This window comes from Pseudomonas sp. NPDC088890, from assembly GCF_044900155.1.
Taxonomy (GTDB): Bacteria; Pseudomonadota; Gammaproteobacteria; order Pseudomonadales; family Pseudomonadaceae; genus Aquipseudomonas; species Aquipseudomonas urmiensis.
On the sequence record NZ_JBJDNG010000005.1, the window covers coordinates 98,760 to 116,373 of the forward strand.

At 63.0% G+C, this 17,614-nt stretch carries 18 protein-coding genes; 11 read left to right on the top strand and 7 right to left on the bottom strand.

Features of this window, described 5'->3' with window-relative positions; all coding sequences use genetic code 11:
• The first annotated feature begins 292 nt into the window (after positions 1–292).
• From ssuE to ACI2JX_RS12920, 6 genes are all read left to right on the top strand, one after another.
• On the top strand, positions 293–886 hold the full coding sequence (ssuE, locus tag ACI2JX_RS12895; protein ID WP_186552876.1) for an NADPH-dependent FMN reductase: 594 nt from the start codon (positions 293–295) through the stop codon (positions 884–886).
• A gap of 93 nt (positions 887–979) precedes the next feature.
• The gene (locus tag ACI2JX_RS12900; protein WP_264235200.1) at positions 980–1,945 is read left to right on the top strand and encodes a sulfonate ABC transporter substrate-binding protein; all 966 of its coding nucleotides are present in this window, start codon (positions 980–982) and stop codon (positions 1,943–1,945) included.
• A 59-nt stretch (positions 1,946–2,004) separates the two neighbouring features.
• Positions 2,005–3,153, top strand: a complete 1,149-nt coding sequence (ssuD, locus tag ACI2JX_RS12905; protein ID WP_264235201.1) for an FMNH2-dependent alkanesulfonate monooxygenase — start codon at positions 2,005–2,007, stop codon at positions 3,151–3,153.
• An 11-nt stretch (positions 3,154–3,164) separates the two neighbouring features.
• Positions 3,165–3,962 (top strand): aliphatic sulfonate ABC transporter permease SsuC, encoded by a 798-nt coding sequence (gene ssuC / locus ACI2JX_RS12910; protein ID WP_186552873.1) that lies wholly within the window; start codon positions 3,165–3,167, stop codon positions 3,960–3,962.
• Positions 3,959–4,771 carry an aliphatic sulfonates ABC transporter ATP-binding protein gene (gene ssuB, locus ACI2JX_RS12915; protein WP_186552872.1) on the top strand — a complete coding sequence of 271 codons (813 nt, stop codon included), beginning with the start codon at positions 3,959–3,961 and terminating at the stop codon, positions 4,769–4,771. The genes ssuC and ssuB overlap by 4 nt, the downstream gene beginning before the upstream one ends.
• Positions 4,772–4,802: 31 nt before the next feature.
• Positions 4,803–5,018, top strand: a complete 216-nt coding sequence (locus ACI2JX_RS12920; RefSeq protein ID WP_027595183.1) for a molybdopterin-binding protein — start codon at positions 4,803–4,805, stop codon at positions 5,016–5,018.
• Between the two features lie 79 nt (positions 5,019–5,097).
• On the opposite strand, the gene ACI2JX_RS12925 is transcribed toward ACI2JX_RS12920, so the two are convergent.
• The 4 genes from ACI2JX_RS12925 to ACI2JX_RS12940 all read right to left on the bottom strand — a co-directional run bounded on the left by ACI2JX_RS12925 (position 5,098) and on the right by ACI2JX_RS12940 (position 10,282).
• The gene (locus tag ACI2JX_RS12925) at positions 5,098–5,724 is read right to left on the bottom strand and encodes a TetR/AcrR family transcriptional regulator (protein WP_264235202.1); all 627 of its coding nucleotides are present in this window, start codon (positions 5,722–5,724) and stop codon (positions 5,098–5,100) included.
• Positions 5,724–7,301 (bottom strand): glutamate--cysteine ligase, encoded by a 1,578-nt coding sequence (gene gshA / locus ACI2JX_RS12930; protein ID WP_372353307.1) that lies wholly within the window; start codon positions 7,299–7,301, stop codon positions 5,724–5,726. The genes ACI2JX_RS12925 and gshA overlap by 1 nt, the downstream gene beginning before the upstream one ends.
• Positions 7,302–7,574: 273 nt before the next feature.
• Positions 7,575–7,958 (bottom strand): PaaI family thioesterase, encoded by a 384-nt coding sequence (locus tag ACI2JX_RS12935; RefSeq protein ID WP_186552869.1) that lies wholly within the window; start codon positions 7,956–7,958, stop codon positions 7,575–7,577.
• Entirely contained in the window at positions 7,958–10,282 is a 2,325-nt protein-coding gene (locus ACI2JX_RS12940; RefSeq protein WP_404690214.1) for a Tex family protein, read from the bottom strand. The genes ACI2JX_RS12935 and ACI2JX_RS12940 overlap by 1 nt, the downstream gene beginning before the upstream one ends.
• 231 nt (positions 10,283–10,513) lie before the next feature.
• Between ACI2JX_RS12940 and ompR the strand changes: the two genes are divergently transcribed.
• Both ompR and ACI2JX_RS12950 read left to right on the top strand, forming a co-directional pair.
• Positions 10,514–11,254 carry a two-component system response regulator OmpR gene (gene ompR / locus ACI2JX_RS12945; protein WP_186552867.1) on the top strand — a complete coding sequence of 247 codons (741 nt, stop codon included), beginning with the start codon at positions 10,514–10,516 and terminating at the stop codon, positions 11,252–11,254.
• 119 nt (positions 11,255–11,373) lie between these two features.
• A complete protein-coding gene (locus ACI2JX_RS12950) occupies positions 11,374–12,687 on the top strand; it encodes an ATP-binding protein (protein WP_186552866.1) in 1,314 nt (437 codons plus the stop codon).
• Between the two features lie 118 nt (positions 12,688–12,805).
• Here ACI2JX_RS12950 and rimK read toward each other — a convergent pair whose 3' ends face one another.
• Positions 12,806–13,711, bottom strand: a complete 906-nt coding sequence (gene rimK / locus ACI2JX_RS12955) for a 30S ribosomal protein S6--L-glutamate ligase (protein ID WP_119137413.1) — start codon at positions 13,709–13,711, stop codon at positions 12,806–12,808.
• On the bottom strand, positions 13,708–14,157 hold the full coding sequence (locus ACI2JX_RS12960; protein WP_264235378.1) for an ATP-dependent zinc protease: 450 nt from the start codon (positions 14,155–14,157) through the stop codon (positions 13,708–13,710). Before ACI2JX_RS12960 ends, rimK begins: the two co-directional genes overlap by 4 nt.
• A 142-nt stretch (positions 14,158–14,299) precedes the next feature.
• Between ACI2JX_RS12960 and ACI2JX_RS12965 the strand changes: the two genes are divergently transcribed.
• Positions 14,300–14,701, top strand: coding sequence for an RNA-binding S4 domain-containing protein (locus ACI2JX_RS12965; protein ID WP_264235206.1), 402 nt, complete (start codon positions 14,300–14,302; stop codon positions 14,699–14,701).
• Between the two features lie 138 nt (positions 14,702–14,839).
• Here ACI2JX_RS12965 and ACI2JX_RS12970 read toward each other — a convergent pair whose 3' ends face one another.
• The gene (locus ACI2JX_RS12970; protein ID WP_264235207.1) at positions 14,840–15,640 is read right to left on the bottom strand and encodes a phosphatase PAP2 family protein; all 801 of its coding nucleotides are present in this window, start codon (positions 15,638–15,640) and stop codon (positions 14,840–14,842) included.
• Between the two features lie 109 nt (positions 15,641–15,749).
• Between ACI2JX_RS12970 and hslO the strand changes: the two genes are divergently transcribed.
• Both hslO and ACI2JX_RS12980 read left to right on the top strand, forming a co-directional pair.
• Positions 15,750–16,652 (top strand): Hsp33 family molecular chaperone HslO, encoded by a 903-nt coding sequence (hslO, locus tag ACI2JX_RS12975; protein ID WP_404690215.1) that lies wholly within the window; start codon positions 15,750–15,752, stop codon positions 16,650–16,652.
• Between the two features lie 179 nt (positions 16,653–16,831).
• Positions 16,832–17,614, top strand: a 783-nt coding sequence (locus ACI2JX_RS12980) for a phosphoenolpyruvate carboxykinase (ATP) (RefSeq protein WP_404690216.1), incomplete at its 3' end; no start/stop codon positions are given.

Below are 17,614 nucleotides of genomic sequence, written 5' to 3' on the forward strand. Positions count from 1 at the left end.
GTCTGGCGCACCGGCCCGGGGGCCCCGGGCGGCCCCCCCTATCGCTCCCGCGGCCCACCCCCGCTCCCACGCAACTCGCTCCCACGCAACTCGCTCCCACGCAACTCGCTCCCACGCAACTCGCTCCCACGCAACTCGCTCCACGCAATCGCTGGTTTTGCTTTATGTTAAAAATGGAATAAACAAATGAAAAAATATGATTTATAGATATATGTGATGTGCTGTTAATGTCACTCCATCAGCGGGGCGTACAACTGCAAAGCCCCGGCAACGAATCCAAGGAAGCGCGTCAATGCTGGTTGTTTCGGTCGGTGGAAGCCCAAGTACCCGTTCACGCTCCGGCGTGCTGCTAGAGCGTTCACGCCAGTGGCTGCAGGATCGCGGGGTCGAAGTGGTGACCTTCCAGGTACGTGAGTTCCCCGCCGAAGACCTGCTGCATGCCCGCTTCGACAGCCCGCAGGTGCGCCACTTCCAAGACCTGGTCGCCCAGGCCGATGGCCTGGTGGTTTCCACCCCGGTGTACAAGGCATCGTTTGCTGGCGCCCTGAAGACCTTGCTCGACCTGCTGCCGGAGCGCGCGCTGGAACACAAGGTGGTCCTGCCGATTGCAACCGGGGGGAGCATCGCCCACATGCTGGCGGTGGATTACGCACTCAAACCCGTGCTGTCGGCACTCAAGGCGCAGGAGACCCTGCAAGGGATCTTCGCCGACGACAGCCAGATCGCCTACGGCGAAGGCAACAACCCGGCGCAGTTGGCCGACGCGCTGCAAGCGCGACTGCTCGATTCGCTGGAAACGTTTCACAGCGCCTTGGCCCGCCGGCCGAAACCGGTGGCTCCAGGCGAGCTCAACGAACGCCTGATCAGTGCTCGCTGGAGTATCTGAACTCGTCCAACCGCTTCACTGTTTTTCCACCTTACTCGCCCGTCAACGAGGCAAGCAGGTGCAACCCGAACCTCATTCGCACAGGAGAGCGCCATGCGCACAGTCTTCTTGCGTCGCGGTCTGGTCGCCCTGTTTGCGGCGGCTGTGTCCTTCGGCGCCATCACCCAAGCCCAGGCCGAGAGCCTGCGCATCGGTTACCAGAAATACGGCACCCTGGTGCTGCTCAAGGCCAAGGGTACGCTGGAGAAGCGCCTAGCCGATCAGGGCATCCAGGTGCAATGGACCGAGTTTCCTGGTGGCCCGCAGCTGCTCGAAGGCTTGAACGTCGGCTCGATCGACTTCGGCGTCACCGGCGAAACCCCGCCAGTGTTCGCTCAGGCCGCCGGCGCCGATCTGCTGTATGTGGCCTATGAGCCGCCTGCCCCGCACAGCGAAGCGATCCTGGTGCCCAAGGGCTCGACGATCCAGTCGGTAAAAGAGCTCAAGGGCAAGAAGGTTGCGCTGAACAAAGGCTCCAACGTGCATTACCTGCTGGTCCGCGCGCTGCAAGACGCTGGCCTGAAATACGCCGACATCCAACCGGTATACCTGCCGCCAGCCGATGCCCGCGCCGCGTTCGAGCGTGGCAGCGTCGATGCCTGGGTAATCTGGGACCCGTACCAGGCCGCCGCCGAACAGCAACTGCAAGCGCGCACCTTGCGTGATGGCAAGGATCTGGTCGACAACCACCAGTTCTACCTGGCAACCCGCAATTACGCCACCCAGCATCCGGCGGTGATCAACACCCTGATCGAAGAAGTCCGCGCCGTTGGCGAGTGGTCGCAGGCCAACCCGCAGCAAGTCACCGACCAGGTTGCACCCCTGCTCGGTCTGCCCGCCGACATCACCCTGACCTCGGTCAAGCGCCAAGGCTACGGTGCCGCGCCGCTGACCCCTGAAGTGGTGGCCGCCCAACAGAAGATCGCCGACACCTTCCAGGCGCTCAAGCTGATTCCCAAGCCGCTGAGCATCAAGGACGTGATCTGGACACCCCCGGCCAAGGTCGCTAGCGCGCCTTGATTGATTCGCCTGTGCCGGGGCGTCGCTCCGGCTGAGCCCCACTTGAGGAGACAACTCCAATGAGCCTTAATATTTTCTGGTTCCTTCCCACCCACGGTGACGGCAAGTACCTGGGCACCTCCGACGGCGCCCGCGCGGTCGACCACGGTTACCTGCAACAGATCGCCCAGGCCGCCGACCGCCTTGGCTTTGGCGGGGTGCTGATCCCGACCGGACGTTCTTGCGAGGACTCCTGGCTGGTCGCTGCGTCGCTGATCCCGGTGACGCAGAACCTGAAATTCCTGGTCGCCCTGCGCCCAGGCATCATCTCGCCGACCGTGGCCGCTCGCCAGGCTGCGACCCTCGATCGCCTGTCCAATGGCCGCGCGCTGTTCAACCTGGTGACCGGCGGTGATCCGGACGAGCTGGCGGGCGACGGCCTGCACCTGAACCATCAGGAGCGCTACGAAGCGTCGGTCGAATTCACCCGCATCTGGCGCAAGGTGCTCGAAGGCGAAAACGTCGACTACGACGGCAAGCACATCCAGGTGAAGGGCGCCAAGCTGCTCTATCCGCCGATCCAGCAACCGCGTCCGCCGCTGTACTTCGGTGGGTCGTCAGAAGCGGCCCAGGACCTAGCCGCCGAGCAGGTCGAGCTGTACCTGACCTGGGGCGAGCCGCCATCGGCCGTGGCCGAAAAGATCGCCCAGGTGCGTGAGAAAGCCGCCGCCCAAGGCCGCGAAGTACGCTTCGGTATTCGTCTGCACGTGATCGTGCGGGAAACCAACGAAGAGGCCTGGGCTGCTGCCGATCGCCTGATCTCGCACCTGGACGATGACACCATCGCCCGTGCCCAGGCTTCGCTGGCGCGCTTCGACTCGGTTGGCCAGCAACGCATGGCTGCCCTGCACGGCGGCAAGCGCGACAACCTCGAAGTCAGCCCCAACCTGTGGGCCGGCGTTGGCCTGGTGCGTGGTGGTGCCGGCACTGCGCTGGTGGGCGATGGCCCGACCGTTGCGGCGCGGGTCAAGGAATACGCAGACCTGGGTATCGATACCTTCATCTTCTCCGGTTATCCACACCTGGAAGAGTCCTACCGGGTGGCTGAACTGCTGTTCCCGCATCTGGACGTGCAGCGCCCAGAGCAGCCGAAGTCCGGCGGCTACGTGAGCCCGTTCGGCGAGATGGTTGCCAACGACATCCTGCCCAAGTCCGTGTCGCAGAGCTGAGGACGTAGGCCATGAGTCGTGCAACCTCCTCCAACCTGTCGCAACGCCTGGCGCCGTGGGCCTTGCCCGTGCTGCTGCTGGCGGTGTGGCAACTGGCAGTCAGCGCAGGCTGGCTGTCGACCCGCATCCTGCCGGCGCCGAGCGCGGTGATCAGCGCGGGCGTCGAGCTGGTGCGCAGCGGCGAGATCTGGAGCCACCTGGCGATCAGTGGCTGGCGCGCAGGCGTCGGCTTCTTGATCGGCGGCAGCATCGGTCTGTTGCTGGGCTTCATCACTGGCCTGTCGAACTGGGGCGAACGCCTGCTCGACAGCTCGGTGCAGATGATTCGCAACGTACCGCACCTGGCGCTGATCCCACTGGTGATCCTGTGGTTCGGTATCGATGAGTCGGCCAAGATCTTCCTGGTCGCGCTGGGTACGCTGTTCCCGATCTACCTGAACACCTACCACGGTATTCGTAATGTCGATCCGGCGTTGGTGGAAATGGCGCGCAGCTACGGCCTGTCCGGCTTTGGCCTGTTTCGCCAGGTGATCCTGCCCGGTGCGCTGCCGTCGATCCTGGTCGGTGTGCGTTTTGCCCTGGGCTTCATGTGGCTGACCTTGATCGTCGCTGAGACCATTTCGGCCAACGCCGGCATCGGTTACCTGGCAATGAATGCGCGTGAGTTCCTGCAGACCGACGTGGTGGTCCTGGCCATCGTCATGTATGCCGTGCTCGGCAAGCTCGCCGACCTCGCCGCGCGTGGCCTGGAGCGTGTCTGGCTGCGCTGGCACCCGGCCTACCAACCGGCGAAGAAGGAGGGCGCATGACCGTGCTCAAGGAACAACCGCCGCGCTTGCTGCGTGGCATCCCCCTGGCGTCCCAGGGCCTGCGCAAGACCTTCGGTCAGCGCGAAGTGCTGCGCGGTATCGACCTGCACATCCCGGCCGGTCAGTTCGTCGCCATCGTGGGGCGCAGCGGCTGCGGCAAGAGCACCTTGCTGCGCTTGCTGGCCGGGCTCGACAAACCCAGTGCTGGTGAACTGCTGGCCGGTGCCGCGCCGTTGGCCGAGGCTCGTGAGGAAACCCGCTTGATGTTCCAGGATGCACGTTTGCTGCCCTGGAAAAAAGTGATCGACAACGTTGGCCTGGGTTTGTCCGGTGACTGGCGGCCGAAGGCGCTGCAAGCCTTGGAAGCGGTGGGCCTGGCCGATCGCGCCAATGAGTGGCCGGCGGCTTTGTCCGGTGGCCAGAAGCAACGTGTGGCCTTGGCCCGTGCGTTGATTCACCAGCCGCGCCTGCTGCTGTTGGATGAGCCGCTCGGTGCTCTGGATGCGCTGACCCGGATCGAGATGCAGCAACTGATCGAACGTCTGTGGCGTCAGCATGGCTTCACCGTGTTGCTGGTCACCCATGACGTCAGCGAGGCCGTTGCGGTGGCCGACCGGGTGATCCTGATCGAGGACGGCGAAGTCGGCCTGGACCTTAACGTCGACCTGGCCAGGCCTCGGGCGCGTGGTTCGCACCGCCTGGCGGCGCTGGAAAGCGAAGTGCTCAACCGTGTTCTTTCCGTCCCGGGCACACCGCCCGAGCCGGACCCTGTAGCCCCTTTGCCCACGCAACTGCGTTGGGCCCACTGAACCCCAGAAGCCAGAAAGAAGGAATCAAGCCATGACTATCAAAGCCATCAACGTCCGTAACCAGTTCAAAGGCACTGTGAAAGAAATCCTCGAAGGTCCGGTACTGTCGGAAATCGACGTGCAGACCGCTTCCGGCGTCGTCACCTCGGTGATCACCACCCGTTCCGTGCGTGAGCTGGAGCTGCAGGTCGGCAGCGAAGTGATTGCCTTCGTCAAATCGACCGAGGTGTCCATCGCCAAGCTGTGATGACCCTTGTTGTATTGGGGCCGCTTTGCGGCCCTTCGCGGGCAAGCCCGCGAAGGGCTGCAAAGCAGCCCCAAAGTTATCAGCGTTTCGGCAGGAACGGCGGCAGGTACAAGCCCAGGTATGCCTCGAACACCCGCTTGCCTTCCTCGGCCATGCGCGGGGTGATCTGCTCATGCAACTGCACCGAGCGGGCATACACCCGGTCGCTCAGTTCCATGGCCAGGGCGAACACATCGACGTCGCTCGGCACCGCTGGCAACTGGAAGTGCTGGTCGAACAGCTTGTGCATCAGCTCGCCCAATTCCATGTCGTGCTGCCGGTCGGCTTGCACCACTTCGCTCAGACCATGTTGCGCCAGGATCAACTGACGCGCCGCGGCATCGCCGTTGTAGATGTCGAGCATGCGTTGCTCGATCAGCCGCGACAGGTCATGCCAGGTCACCAGCGTGGCGGCGTCAATCGGCGCGCGCAATGCTTCGCGAAAGGCCCGGTGCACATCGGCGGTGAGCGCTTCAAGCAGCGCCGGAACGCTGGCGAAGAAGTGATACACCGAGGACGGCGGGATCTGCGCCCGCTCGGCAACGCTGTACACCGACAGCCCAGCCACACCTTGCTCAGCCAGCAGTTCGCGTGCCGCCGCCAGGATCGCTTCGATCCTGGCCTGGCTGCTTGCGCGTGGCTTGCGTGGCGTGGCTGCGCGGGTCATCAGTTGCTGATCGCCAGGATGCTCGCCTGGTAGGCGCCGACGAACACATCGAAATCGCCGACTTCTTCCTGCTCAAGCTTGGCTTGCTCGGCCAGCGAGTTGCGCGCCAGGGTCTCGAAGGCCTGTTGGCGCTCCGGGCTCAGCGGCTGCTCGCGGAACGTTGCGGCGTGCAGCTGGCTCTGGCGCAGGGAGAACTGCACGAAGGTTTCGTCGTGTTCGGTCATGCGTGCCAGGACCTGGGCCGATGGCGTCAGCTCAGGATCATCGATCTTGGCCTGCTGGGCGCGTAGCGCCCGAACGTGCTCCTCACCGCCGTTGGCCTGGTCGAGCAGCTCGGCCAGAGGCGTGATGCGCTCGATCAACTCAGAGGCCCAGGCCTTGAGCGCGATCGGCTGACCGCCCCGCTGCAGCTCCAGCCCTGGGCGGCGGCCTTCCTTGACCACGGTCAGGAAGTTGTTGGTGCATTGGCCACATTCGCCGTTGTCCAGTTGCGGGCTGTCGTCGAGCGCGCAGAGCAGCAGGAAGGCATCGAGGAAGCGCGCCTGCGCCAGGTCGATACCCACCGGGAGGAACGGGTTGATGTCCAGGCAGCGTACTTCGACGTACTGCACGCCACGGGCCATCAGCGCCTGGATCGGCCGCTCACCGGTGTAGGTGACGCGCTTGGGGCGAATGTTCGAGTAATACTCGTTTTCGATCTGCAGGATGTTGGTGTTCAGTTGCACCCACTCGCCATCCTTGTGCGTGCCGACCTCGACGTAGGGCGGGTAGGGTGTGCCCACCGCCTTGCGCAAGCTGTCGGTGTAGCTCGCCAGATTGTTGTAGCACGGCGTCAGGCCGGCCTGGGCGCTGCTCTGGTAACCCAGGTCGCTCATGCGCAGGCTGGTGGCGTAGGGCAGGTACAGGGTTTCGGCGTCGAGGTGCTCGAGCTGATGCGCACGGCCCCGCAGGAAGCCGGCGTCAAGCGCCGGCGAGGCGCCGAACAGGTACATCAGCAGCCAGCTGTAGCGGCGGAAGTTACGGATCAGGGCGATGTACGCCGACGACTGGTAGTCGCGGTCGCTCTCGGTGCCGCCTTCGGTTTGGCGCAGCAGCGGCCAAAGCGCTTCAGGCAGCGAGAAGTTGTAATGAATACCGGCAATGCACTGCATGGTGCGGCCATAGCGCAGGGCCAGGCCCTTGCGGTAGACGTACTTGAGCTGGCCGATATTGGAGGTGCCGTAATAGGCGATCGGAATGTCTTCTTCGGCCGGCAATGCGCAGGGCATCGACGGGCTCCACAGGTATTCGTTGCCAAGCTTGGACTGAACGAAGCGGTGGACCTCCTCGAGGTTCTCCAGCACTTGCGCAGGATCGGCCAGGGCTGGGGTGATGAACTCCAGCAGCGACTCGGAATAATCGGTGGTGATCTGCTCGTTGGTCAGCGCCGATCCCAGGGCTTGCGGGTGCGGGGTCTGGGCCAGGCGACCTTCGTCGGTCACGCGCAAGCATTCGCGCTCAATACCGTGCAGGCACTGCTTGAGCAAGGGGAGGTTGGCACTGAGCAGGCTCAGGCGGCTTTTGAGGAGGTCGCTCAAGATGTATTCCTTCACGCGTCAGTCGCCCCAATATGGGGGTAGATATGACGGTCTACAAGGGTAGGGACAAAGGAACTGGCGTTGTCGCCTGGTTTAGCTGGGTTTTCGGTAATGCCAACGCCGATTCAGGGCCGCTACATAGCCCATCGCAGTCTGCGCCAGCTCCCCCAGATACGGCATGAAACCTGTGGGAGCTGATGCAGCCTGCGATGGGACACGTAGCGGCCCCACCGTTCAATACTGCCGAAAATACCGCAGATACCTGTTTGGGAGCTAGAGAACCGCGAAGGTTCCTTGCGCTTTGGCCACCAGTTTGTCGCCTTGGACTACGTCGGCGTCGACAACCAGGGTGCGCCGCCCGGCGTGCAGCACGCGGGCGGTGCACAACACTTCACCGTCGCTGACGGCGCGCATGTAGTTGATCTTGCACTCGATGGTCACGCTCTGCTGGTCAAAGCCATGGCTGGCCGAGCAGGCCAGGCCCATGGCGATGTCGACCAGGCTGAAGATCGCCCCGCCATGCAGCTTCTGGCCACGGTTGCGCAGGTGCGGCTCAAGCGCCAGGGCTACCGTGGCGACACCTTGTTCAAGGTGTTGCAGTCGGCAGCCCAGCAGCTGGCTGAAGGCGCTCTCGACGTACTCCTTGGGCACGTCCATCACTTTTTCTTCAACTGCTTGGCGTTAGCGAACAGCGCCGCCATGGCGTTATTGGCTGGGGCGGCAGGCGTGGTTTCGCGTTGGCGTGGCGCTTGCTGCGGGCGGTTGCCACCATTGCCACGGCCACCGCCACGGTTGCCTTCGACCTTCTCGCCAGGGGTATCGCCCATGCGCATGGACAGGCCGATGCGCTTGCGCGGGATATCCACTTCCATGACCTTGACCTTGACCACGTCGCCGGCCTTGACCGCCTCACGCGGATCCTTGATGAACTTCTCCGACAGCGAGGAGATGTGCACCAGGCCGTCCTGGTGCACGCCGATGTCGACGAAGGCACCGAAGTTGGTGACGTTGGTCACCACGCCTTCGAGGATCATCCCCGGCTCAAGGTCCTTGAGGTCTTCAACGCCGTCCTGGAACGAGGCGGTCTTGAACTCGGGGCGCGGGTCGCGGCCAGGCTTGTCCAGTTCCTGGAGGATGTCGGTGACGGTCGGCAGGCCGAAGGTCTCGTCGGTGAACTTCTTCGGGTCCAGGCGCTTGAGAAAACCGCTGTCGCCGATCAGCGAGCGGATGTCACGGTCGGTGTCGGCCGCGATGCGCTGCACCAGCGGGTAGGCCTCCGGGTGCACCGCCGAGGCGTCCAGCGGGTTGTCACCGTTCATTACCCGCAGGAAGCCTGCGGCCTGCTCGAAGGTCTTCTCGCCGAGGCGGCTGACCTTTTTCAGCGCGGCACGGGTGGCGAACGGGCCGTTGGCGTCGCGGTGGGCAACGATGTTCTGCGCCAGGGTCGCGTTGAGGCCGGAGATGCGCGTCAGCAGCGCCACCGAGGCGGTGTTGACGTCGACGCCGACGGCGTTCACGCAGTCCTCGACTACGGCGTCCAGGCCACGCGCCAGTTTCAGCTGCGAGACGTCGTGCTGGTACTGGCCGACCCCAATCGATTTTGGATCGATCTTCACCAGCTCGGCCAGCGGATCCTGCAGGCGGCGGGCGATGGAGACGGCGCCACGGATCGACACGTCCAGGTCAGGGAATTCGCGTGCGGCCAGTTCCGAGGCCGAGTACACCGACGCGCCGGCTTCGGAGACCATGATCTTGGTGATCTTCAGGGCGGGGTATTTTTTCACCAGTTCAGCAATCAGCTTGTCGCTCTCGCGGCTGGCGGTACCGTTGCCGATGGCGATCAGCTCCACCGAGTGCTTGGCGCACAGCGCGGCGAGCACGGCAATGGTGCGGTCCCAGTCGTTTTTCGGCGCGTGCGGGTAAACCGTGGTGTAGTCGAGCAGCTTGCCGGTGGCGTCGACCACCGCGACCTTGCAGCCGGTACGCAGGCCCGGGTCGAAGCCCAGGGTCGCCCGCGGGCCAGCCGGAGCAGCCAGCAGCAGGTCGTGCAGGTTGTGGGCGAAGACGTTGATCGCCTCGCCTTCGGCATTGTCGCGCAGCTCGCCGAACAGATCGGTTTCCAGGTGGGTGTAGAGCTTGACCTTCCAGGTCCAGCGCACCACTTCGCCCAGCCACTTGTCAGCCGGGCGGTCACGGTTCTCGATGCCGACATGGCTGGCGATCATCAGCTCGCACGGATGCAGGGTGCCTGGCAGCTCTTCGCCGACCTTCAGCGAGGCGCTGAGAATGCCTTCGTTACGGCCGCGGAAGATCGCCAGGGCGCGGTGCGAAGGCGTGGTGCGCAGGAGTTCGTCATGGGCGAAGTAGTCGCGGAACTTGGCGCCTTCCTCTTCCTTGCCGGCCACCAGGCGGGCACTGAGCACGGCCTCCTGCTTGAGGAAGTTACGCAGTTTTTCCAGCAGGCCTGCGTCTTCGGCGAAACGCTCCATGAGGATGTACTTGGCGCCTTCCAGCGCAGCCTTGACGTCGGCTACGCCTTTATCGGCATCGACAAAGCGTGCAGCCTCGGTTTCCGGGCTCAGTTGCGGGTCGTTGAACAGACCGTCGGCCAGCTCGCCAAGGCCGGCTTCCAGGGCGATCTGGCCCTTGGTGCGGCGCTTTTGCTTGTACGGCAGGTAAAGGTCTTCGAGGCGGGTCTTGGTGTCTGCCAGCTTGATGTCGCGGGCCAGTTCCGGGGTCAGTTTGCCCTGCTCTTCGATACTGGCCAGGATGCTTGCACGACGGTCGTCCAACTCGCGCAGGTAGCGCAGGCGCTCATCCAGGTGGCGCAATTGGGTGTCGTCCAGGCTGCCGGTCACTTCCTTACGGTAGCGGGCGATGAAGGGCACCGTCGAGCCTTCGTCCAACAGGGCCACGGCCGCCTCGACCTGTTGCGGGCGAACGCCCAGTTCCTGGGCGATACGGCTGTTGATGCTGTCCATGAGAACCACCTGACAATATGTGAATACTGGAGGCCGCAGGTGGGCATTCGAGCCCGGCGGCGCTGGGTGAAAGCCGCGCATTATACTCATCACGCCAGGCTTGCGGTGATGGCGCTGAGCCAGCCGGGATCTGCACGGAAGTGGCGCCCCGGGAAAAATCTGCTAACAATGCACACGGCACGCGCCGCAATGGCTACGCCATAATACGCGGCGATATCAGAGGAGTTATTGATGACCAGCACCGCAAATACCGCTGAAGGCGACAAGATTCTCATCGTCGACGACGATCCAGGGCTCAGCAGCCTGCTGGAACGTTTCTTCACCAGCAAGGGCTTTCGCGCCCGTGCGGTGCCCAACGTCGAACAGATGGACCGGCTGCTGGCGCGTGAAGTGTTCAATCTGGTGGTGCTCGACCTGATGCTGCCTGGCGAGGACGGTCTATCCGCCTGCCGCCGGCTGCGTGCGGCGAACAACCAGATCCCGATCATCATGCTCACCGCCAAAGGCGACGAGTTGAGCCGCATCAAGGGCCTGGAACTGGGCGCCGACGATTACCTGGCCAAGCCGTTCAACCCCGACGAGCTGGTAGCCCGAGTCAAGGCTGTCCTGCGTCGGCAGGCGCCAAGCGTACCGGGTGCTCCGGGTAGCGAAGACGAGACCGTCACCTTTGGCGACTACGAGCTGTCGCTGGCTACCCGCGAGCTCAAGCGTGGCGAAGAAGTGCATATGCTCACCACCGGTGAGTTCGCCGTGCTCAAGGCGCTGGTCATGCACGCCCGTGAGCCGCTGACCCGCGACAAACTGATGAACCTGGCCCGGGGCCGTGAGTGGGACGCCCTGGAGCGCTCGATCGACGTGCAGATCTCGCGCCTGCGGCGCATGATCGAGCCGGATCCGTCCAAGCCGCGCTACATCCAGACCGTCTGGGGCGTGGGCTACGTGTTCGTGCCGGATGGAAACGCCGGCAAATGAGCCTGCAGGCTTGCCATGATGCGGCAGGGCGACCCGAACGGGCCGCCCTGTTTTCGTCTGTGGCCGGCCGGCAACCCTGGCGAGCCCTGCTCGCGGCTGTCTTGCAATAGTTGTCTTCGATGAAAACGCCCCTGTGGTTCCCGCAAAGCTTCTTCGCCCGCACGCTGTGGCTGGTGCTGATCGTCGTCCTGTTCTCCAAGGCGCTGACCTTGGTGTACCTGTTGATGAACGAGGACGTACTGGTCGACCGCCAGTACAGCCATGGTGTGGCACTGACCTTGCGCGCCTACTGGGCGGCCGACGAGGAGAATCGCGACAAGATCGCCGAGGCAGCTGGCTTGATCCGAGTCACCGGCTCCGGTGTGCCGGAAGGCGAGCAGCACTGGCCGTACAGCGAGATCTACCAGCGCCAGATGCAGGCCGAACTGGGCGAAGACACTGAAGTGCGCCTGCGCGTGCACGCCCCGCCGGCGCTGTGGGTCAATGCCCCGAGCCTGGGGCCGGGCTGGCTCAAGGTGCCGCTGTATCCGCACCCGCTGCGTGGCCAGAAAATCTGGAACGTGCTGGGCTGGTTCCTGGCGATCGGCCTGTTGTCCACAGCCTCTGCCTGGATCTTCGTCCGCCAGCTCAACCAACCGCTCAAGCGCCTGGTGTTTGCCGCGCGTCAGCTGGGGCAGGGGCGTAGCGTACGCTTGCCAATCAGCGACACGCCGAGCGAGATGGCCGAGGTGTACCGCTCGTTCAACCAGATGGCCGAAGACGTCGAACAGGCCGCGCGTGAGCGTGAGTTGATGCTGGCCGGGGTGTCGCATGACCTGCGCACACCGCTGACACGCCTGCGATTGTCGCTGTCGCTGATGGCCAATGACAACGACCTGACCGATGACATGGTGCGGGATATCGAGGATATGGACGCCATCCTTGACCAGTTCCTGGCCTTTATTCGCGATGGCCGTGATGAGCCGGTGGAGGAGGTCGACCTCGGTGATCTGGTGCGTGAAGTGGTGGCGCCGTACAACCAGCCACAGGAGCGTGTGCGCTTGTGCCTGGAGCCGATCCCGCCATTCCCGCTGCGCCGGGTTTCACTCAAGCGCATGCTGGGTAACTTGATTGGCAACGCGCTGCATCACGCCGGCAAAGGCGTCGAGGTGGCTGCCTATGTGTCGGGCGACGAGAGTGCGCCGTATGTGGTGCTCAGCGTGCTCGACCGCGGGGCGGGGATCGATGAGTCGGAGCTGGAGACGATCTTCAACCCGTTCATTCGCGGAGACCGTGCGCGTGGCGGCAAGGGCACCGGGCTGGGGCTGGCGATCGTCAAGCGGATCGCGGCCCAGCATGGCGGCAATGTTGAATTGCGCAATCGATCTGGCGGTGGGATCGAGGCGCGGGTGCGTTTGCCGTTGGGGCTGTTGCTGCCGCGTAATGCTGTTTGATCGTTAGCGTCTGTACCGGCCTTATCGCGGGGCAAGCCCGCTCCCACGCCGAAATTTCGTCATGCTGGAAGTTCGCGTGGGAGCGGGCTTGCCCCGCGATGAGGCAGGATCTACAGCATCAACCTTTGCCTTTGGTCCGGGTTTGATTCGGCCCGCCATTCTTTTCCAGATGCTCGATGATCATCCCCGCGACATCCTTGCTGGTGGTCACCTCGATACCCTCCAGCCCAGGCGATGAATTCACCTCCATCACCAATGGCCCGTGATTGGAGCGCAGGATATCCACCCCGGCCACGCTCAAGCCCATGACCTTGGCCGCACGGATAGCGGTGATCCGTTCTTCCGGGGTGATCTTGATCAGGCTGGCGACCCCGCCGCGATGCAGGTTGGAGCGAAACTCGCCTGGCTTGGCCTGGCGCTTCATCGAGGCGATCACCTTGTCACCCACCACGAAGCAGCGGATGTCGGCGCCGCCAGCCTCCTTGATGTACTCCTGGACCATGATGTTCTGCTTCAGGCCCATGAACGCCTCGATCACCGATTCTGCCGCCTGGGTCGTCTCGCACAGCACCACGCCGATGCCTTGCGTGCCTTCCAGTACTTTGATCACCAAGGGTGCGCCGTTGACCATCTGGATCAGGTCGGGGATGTCGTCCGGAGAATGGGCAAAGCCGGTAATCGGCAGGCCGATACCCCGGCGCGACAGCAGCTGCAACGAGCGCAGCTTGTCGCGCGAGCGGGCGATGGCCACCGACTCGTTGAGCGGATACACGCCCATCATCTCGAACTGGCGCAGCACCGCGCAGCCATAGAAGGTCACCGATGCGCCGATGCGAGGGATCACTGCATCGAAGCCTTCCAGCGGCTTGCCGCGATAGTGGATCTGCGGCTTGTGGCTGGCGATGTTCATGTAGGCGCGCAGGGTATCGATCACAACCATCTCATGGCCGCGCTGGGTACCGGCTTCGACCAGGCGGCGGGTGGAATACAGACGCGGATTGCGCGACAGCACAGCGATCTTCATGCAGCACCTGTGACAGGGGAAAGGGTGGCCAGGAAGGCCGGTTTGTCTTGCACGTATTTCAAACCTGGGTTGACCACCAGTTGGCCGTGGATCAACGCCTTGGAACCGAGCAGCAAGCGGTAACGCATGGCTTTGCGACAGGCCAGGGTGAATTCGACCTCCCAGACCCGGTCACCGAGGGCCAGCGCGGTGCGGATCACATAGCGTACCTGGGCCTGGCCATTGGAGCTCTTGATGGTCTTCATGGTCACCAGCGGCGCTTCGCAGCGACGATGGCGCAACTGCACCACGGTACCCAGGTGCGCAGTGAAGCGCACCCATGGCTCACCGTCACGCTCGAATGTTTCCACATCGGTGGCGTGCAGGCTGGAGGTGCTGGCACCGGTGTCGATCTTGGCGCGCAGCCCCGCGACACCCAGGTCGGGCAGGGCGACCCACTCACGCAGGCCGATCACACTCAGATGGTCAAATGTCTTCACTAATCACACCCTGCGGATAAGGTGGTGAACTGTAAGCATCGCGCAGTTTTTTTGCATCCGTCAGTCACGGTAGTACAGTTCCGTGAAAGACAGAATTCGAGGAAATGAGATGGCACAAAAGCCTGAAGACGACGACAAGGTGCGCCTGGACAAATGGCTGTGGGCGGCGCGTTTCTACAAGACCCGTGCCTTGGCCAAGGCAGCCATCGAAAGTGGCAAGGTGCATTGCCGGGGCGAGCGCTGCAAGCCGGGCAAGGAGCCGCGCCTGGGCGATGAGTTCGTTTTGCGCACCGGGTTTGACGAACGCACCGTGGTGGTCAAGGCACTGTCGGTGGTACGCCGGGGCGCGCCGGAGGCGCAGCTGTTGTATGCCGAGACCGAAGAGAGCATTCGTCGTCGTGAGCAAGCGGCGCAGCAGCGCAAGGATGGGGCGCTGGGCATGACCACCGATGGGCGGCCGAACAAGAAGCAGCGGCGGCAGATTCATCAGCTGCATGGCAGTTTTGATTGAGGAGTGGCTGCTGGGGCTGCTTTGCAGCCCTTCGCGGGCAAGCCCGCTCCCACAGGGACCGCGCCGCTATTGGGCTCAGCGCTGTCATTGTGGGAGCGGGCTTGCCCGCGAAGGGCCGCAAAGCGGCCCCACAATCGATCAGGCGCCGCGCACCACAGCCAACCTGCCGACCAACGGCAATCGCTCAACCACACCGAACAATGGCGCAGTCCAGCGCAGCAAGGCCGCGCTGCCTTTAGCCGCCAACGGCGTATAACAGCTCCAGCCCAACGCCAGCACCGCCATCAGCAATCCGCCGATGTAGTCGTCCTGCCCCCAATGCGCACCAGCCACCAGGCGCGGCAGCATGAACACGCCAGCCAGTCCCCAGATCACCAGTCGTTGCAGCAAACGGCGACTGAACAGGTTCATGAACAGCGCCCAGACCAGCAACACCGAGGCATGGTCACCGGGGAAACTCTTGCTGGAACGGTCTTTAAGCTCCCAATGAGCTTCAAGGTGTGGGTAGAAATCGCTCAGGCGTATGGCATCGCCAAACACCATCGATGGACTATCGTGTTGCCATCCGGATGCATCCACCCACTTGGAAAACAGCGCGCGAATCACCACTAAGAGGATAAGCGTGATCAAAAAGCCAAAAAACGCCTCGCGCACTTGGCTGGCCTTGAACACCCATTCGCCACGGATCAGCAGCGTCAGCAAGATCAGGCCGACGACGATGTCGAACGGTCGCAGGCTGCCGAGGGTCCAGATGTAACGCCAGGCGCTATTGTCGGCCAGCGGCCCATTGAGGCTGTGGAACAGCCACTCGTCGAAAGTCAGGCACAGGATCTGGCCAAATGGCCATAACCAGAAACACAGTAGAGCGATGGGCAGCAGCGTGCAGGCTGCCAAGGGTCCCCAGGACCACTTCGCTTGGAACAGTGGTCGATTGTCCATAAGATACCTCTATTACCAACAGGATATGGAGCGCCTCGTGAGCGCTCTGCATCGGGCCTTTTGTAAGGGCTGTAAACATTTTGACATCATTTTCAGATAGCCAGAACCTATGAGCAATTTTCCAGATACCGATTTCACCCAACGTTTCATCTTCGACGACCGCGACGTGCGCGGCGAAATGGTCGGGCTGGAGCGCAGCTACGCCGAGGTGCTGGCCAAGCATCCCTACCCACAGCCGGTCGCGCAGTTGCTTGGCGAGCTGATGGCCGCCGCTGCCCTGCTGGTCGGCACGCTTAAGTTCGATGGCTTGCTGATTCTTCAGGCGCGCTCCGACGGGCCGGTGCCGCTGCTGATGATCGAATGCTCCAGCGAGCACGAGATCCGTGGCCTGGCGCGCTATGAGGCGAGCCAAATCGCAGCCGATGCGACCCTGGCAGACTTGATGCCCGACGGCGTGCTCGCCCTGACCATCGACCCGATCAACGGCCAGCGTTACCAGGGCATGGTCGACCTGCATGGCGAGGACCTGTCGGAGTGCTTCACCAATTACTTCGTCATGTCCCAGCAGATCAACACCTGCATTTCCCTCACCGCCGACGGCACTCGCGCCCGTGGCTTGCTGGTGCAGCAACTGCCGGCTGATCGCCACAAAGACAGCGACGAGCGTGACGAGAGCTGGAACCACGTCAAGGCCTTGGCCAACACCGTAAAAGCTGAAGAGCTGCTGGGCCTGGACAACGAAACCGTGCTGCACCGTCTGTATCACGAAGACGCTGTGCGCCTGTTCGATATCCAGCCGCTACAGTTCCGTTGCAGTTGCTCTCGGGAACGTTCCGGCAATGCTCTGGTCAGTCTTGGCCAGGACGACGCCCAGCAATTGGTAGCCGAACATGGCGGGCAGATCGAGGTGGATTGCCAGTTCTGCAATCAACGCTATCTGTTCGACGCGGCCGATGTGGCGCAATTGTTTGCCGGTGGCGGCACAGGCGGGGCAGCAGAAACACGTCACTAAAACGTTTAATCGTAGTGAATTCTCCTGTCTAAATGCGATAAACCGCAGTTCTGACAGGAGGGGCCTACTTTTTTTGGGCGTTTCTGGCATAATCCGGCCACTTTTTTCGCTGTAGTAGTTTGAAACAGACAACTACAAAACGTTTGGAGCACTCGGCCTCGGGCCGGATGGGGTATCTCATGACGCAAGCCAACAACACCGTGTACACCGACCTGAGCGTCGATGAGCTGGTAAAAGAAGCGCTGTCCCGCGGTGAAGGCGTGCTGGCCGATACTGGCGCACTGGTCGTGGAAACCGGTCACCGTACCGGCCGTTCGCCAGCTGACCGTTTCATCGTCGACGAACCCAGCACCACTGCGGCAATCGCGTGGGGCCCGATCAACCGCAAGTTCCCGGCCGACAAGTTCGATGCCCTGTGGGCTCGCGTCGAGGCGTTCAACAACGCTCAGGAACACTTCGTTTCCCACGTTCACGTAGGGGCTGCCGAAGATCACTACCTGCCGGTCAAGATGACCACCCAGACTGCGTGGCAGAACCTGTTCGGCCGTTGCCTGTTCATCAACCCTGCCCAGTACAACCCAGCGGGTCGTGATGAGTGGCAGGTGCTGAACGTGGCCAACTTCGAGTGCGTGCCTGAGCGTGACGGCACCAACTCCGACGGCTGCGTGATCATCAACTTCGCCCAGAAGAAGGTGCTGATCGCTGGCATGCGCTACGCCGGTGAAATGAAGAAAGCCATGTTCTCGGTGCAGAACTTCTTGCTGCCGGCCGCCGACGTGCTGCCAATGCACTGCGCTGCCAACATCGGCGAAGCGGGCGATGTCACCCTGTTCTTCGGTCTGTCCGGTACTGGCAAGACCACCCTGTCGGCCGACGAAAGCCGTTACCTGATCGGTGACGACGAGCACGGTTGGGGCGAAGGCGTTGTCTTCAACATCGAAGGCGGCTGCTACGCCAAGTGC

Coding starts and splice junctions, on each gene's coding strand:
- ACI2JX_RS12965 (WP_264235206.1), top strand. CDS start 14,300: ATGGCACAAAAGCCTGAAGACGACGACAAGGTGCGCCTGGACAAATGG.
- ACI2JX_RS12950 (WP_186552866.1), top strand. CDS start 11,374: ATGAAAACGCCCCTGTGGTTCCCGCAAAGCTTCTTCGCCCGCACGCTG.
- ACI2JX_RS12935 (WP_186552869.1), bottom strand. CDS start 7,958: ATGGACGTGCCCAAGGAGTACGTCGAGAGCGCCTTCAGCCAGCTGCTG.
- ACI2JX_RS12925 (WP_264235202.1), bottom strand. CDS start 5,724: ATGACCCGCGCAGCCACGCCACGCAAGCCACGCGCAAGCAGCCAGGCC.
- ssuD (WP_264235201.1), top strand. CDS start 2,005: ATGAGCCTTAATATTTTCTGGTTCCTTCCCACCCACGGTGACGGCAAG.
- rimK (WP_119137413.1), bottom strand. CDS start 13,711: ATGAAGATCGCTGTGCTGTCGCGCAATCCGCGTCTGTATTCCACCCGC.
- ACI2JX_RS12900 (WP_264235200.1), top strand. CDS start 980: ATGCGCACAGTCTTCTTGCGTCGCGGTCTGGTCGCCCTGTTTGCGGCG.
- ssuC (WP_186552873.1), top strand. CDS start 3,165: ATGAGTCGTGCAACCTCCTCCAACCTGTCGCAACGCCTGGCGCCGTGG.
- ssuB (WP_186552872.1), top strand. CDS start 3,959: ATGACCGTGCTCAAGGAACAACCGCCGCGCTTGCTGCGTGGCATCCCC.
- ACI2JX_RS12920 (WP_027595183.1), top strand. CDS start 4,803: ATGACTATCAAAGCCATCAACGTCCGTAACCAGTTCAAAGGCACTGTG.
- ssuE (WP_186552876.1), top strand. CDS start 293: ATGCTGGTTGTTTCGGTCGGTGGAAGCCCAAGTACCCGTTCACGCTCC.
- ompR (WP_186552867.1), top strand. CDS start 10,514: ATGACCAGCACCGCAAATACCGCTGAAGGCGACAAGATTCTCATCGTC.
- ACI2JX_RS12970 (WP_264235207.1), bottom strand. CDS start 15,640: ATGGACAATCGACCACTGTTCCAAGCGAAGTGGTCCTGGGGACCCTTG.
- ACI2JX_RS12940 (WP_404690214.1), bottom strand. CDS start 10,282: ATGGACAGCATCAACAGCCGTATCGCCCAGGAACTGGGCGTTCGCCCG.
- hslO (WP_404690215.1), top strand. CDS start 15,750: ATGAGCAATTTTCCAGATACCGATTTCACCCAACGTTTCATCTTCGAC.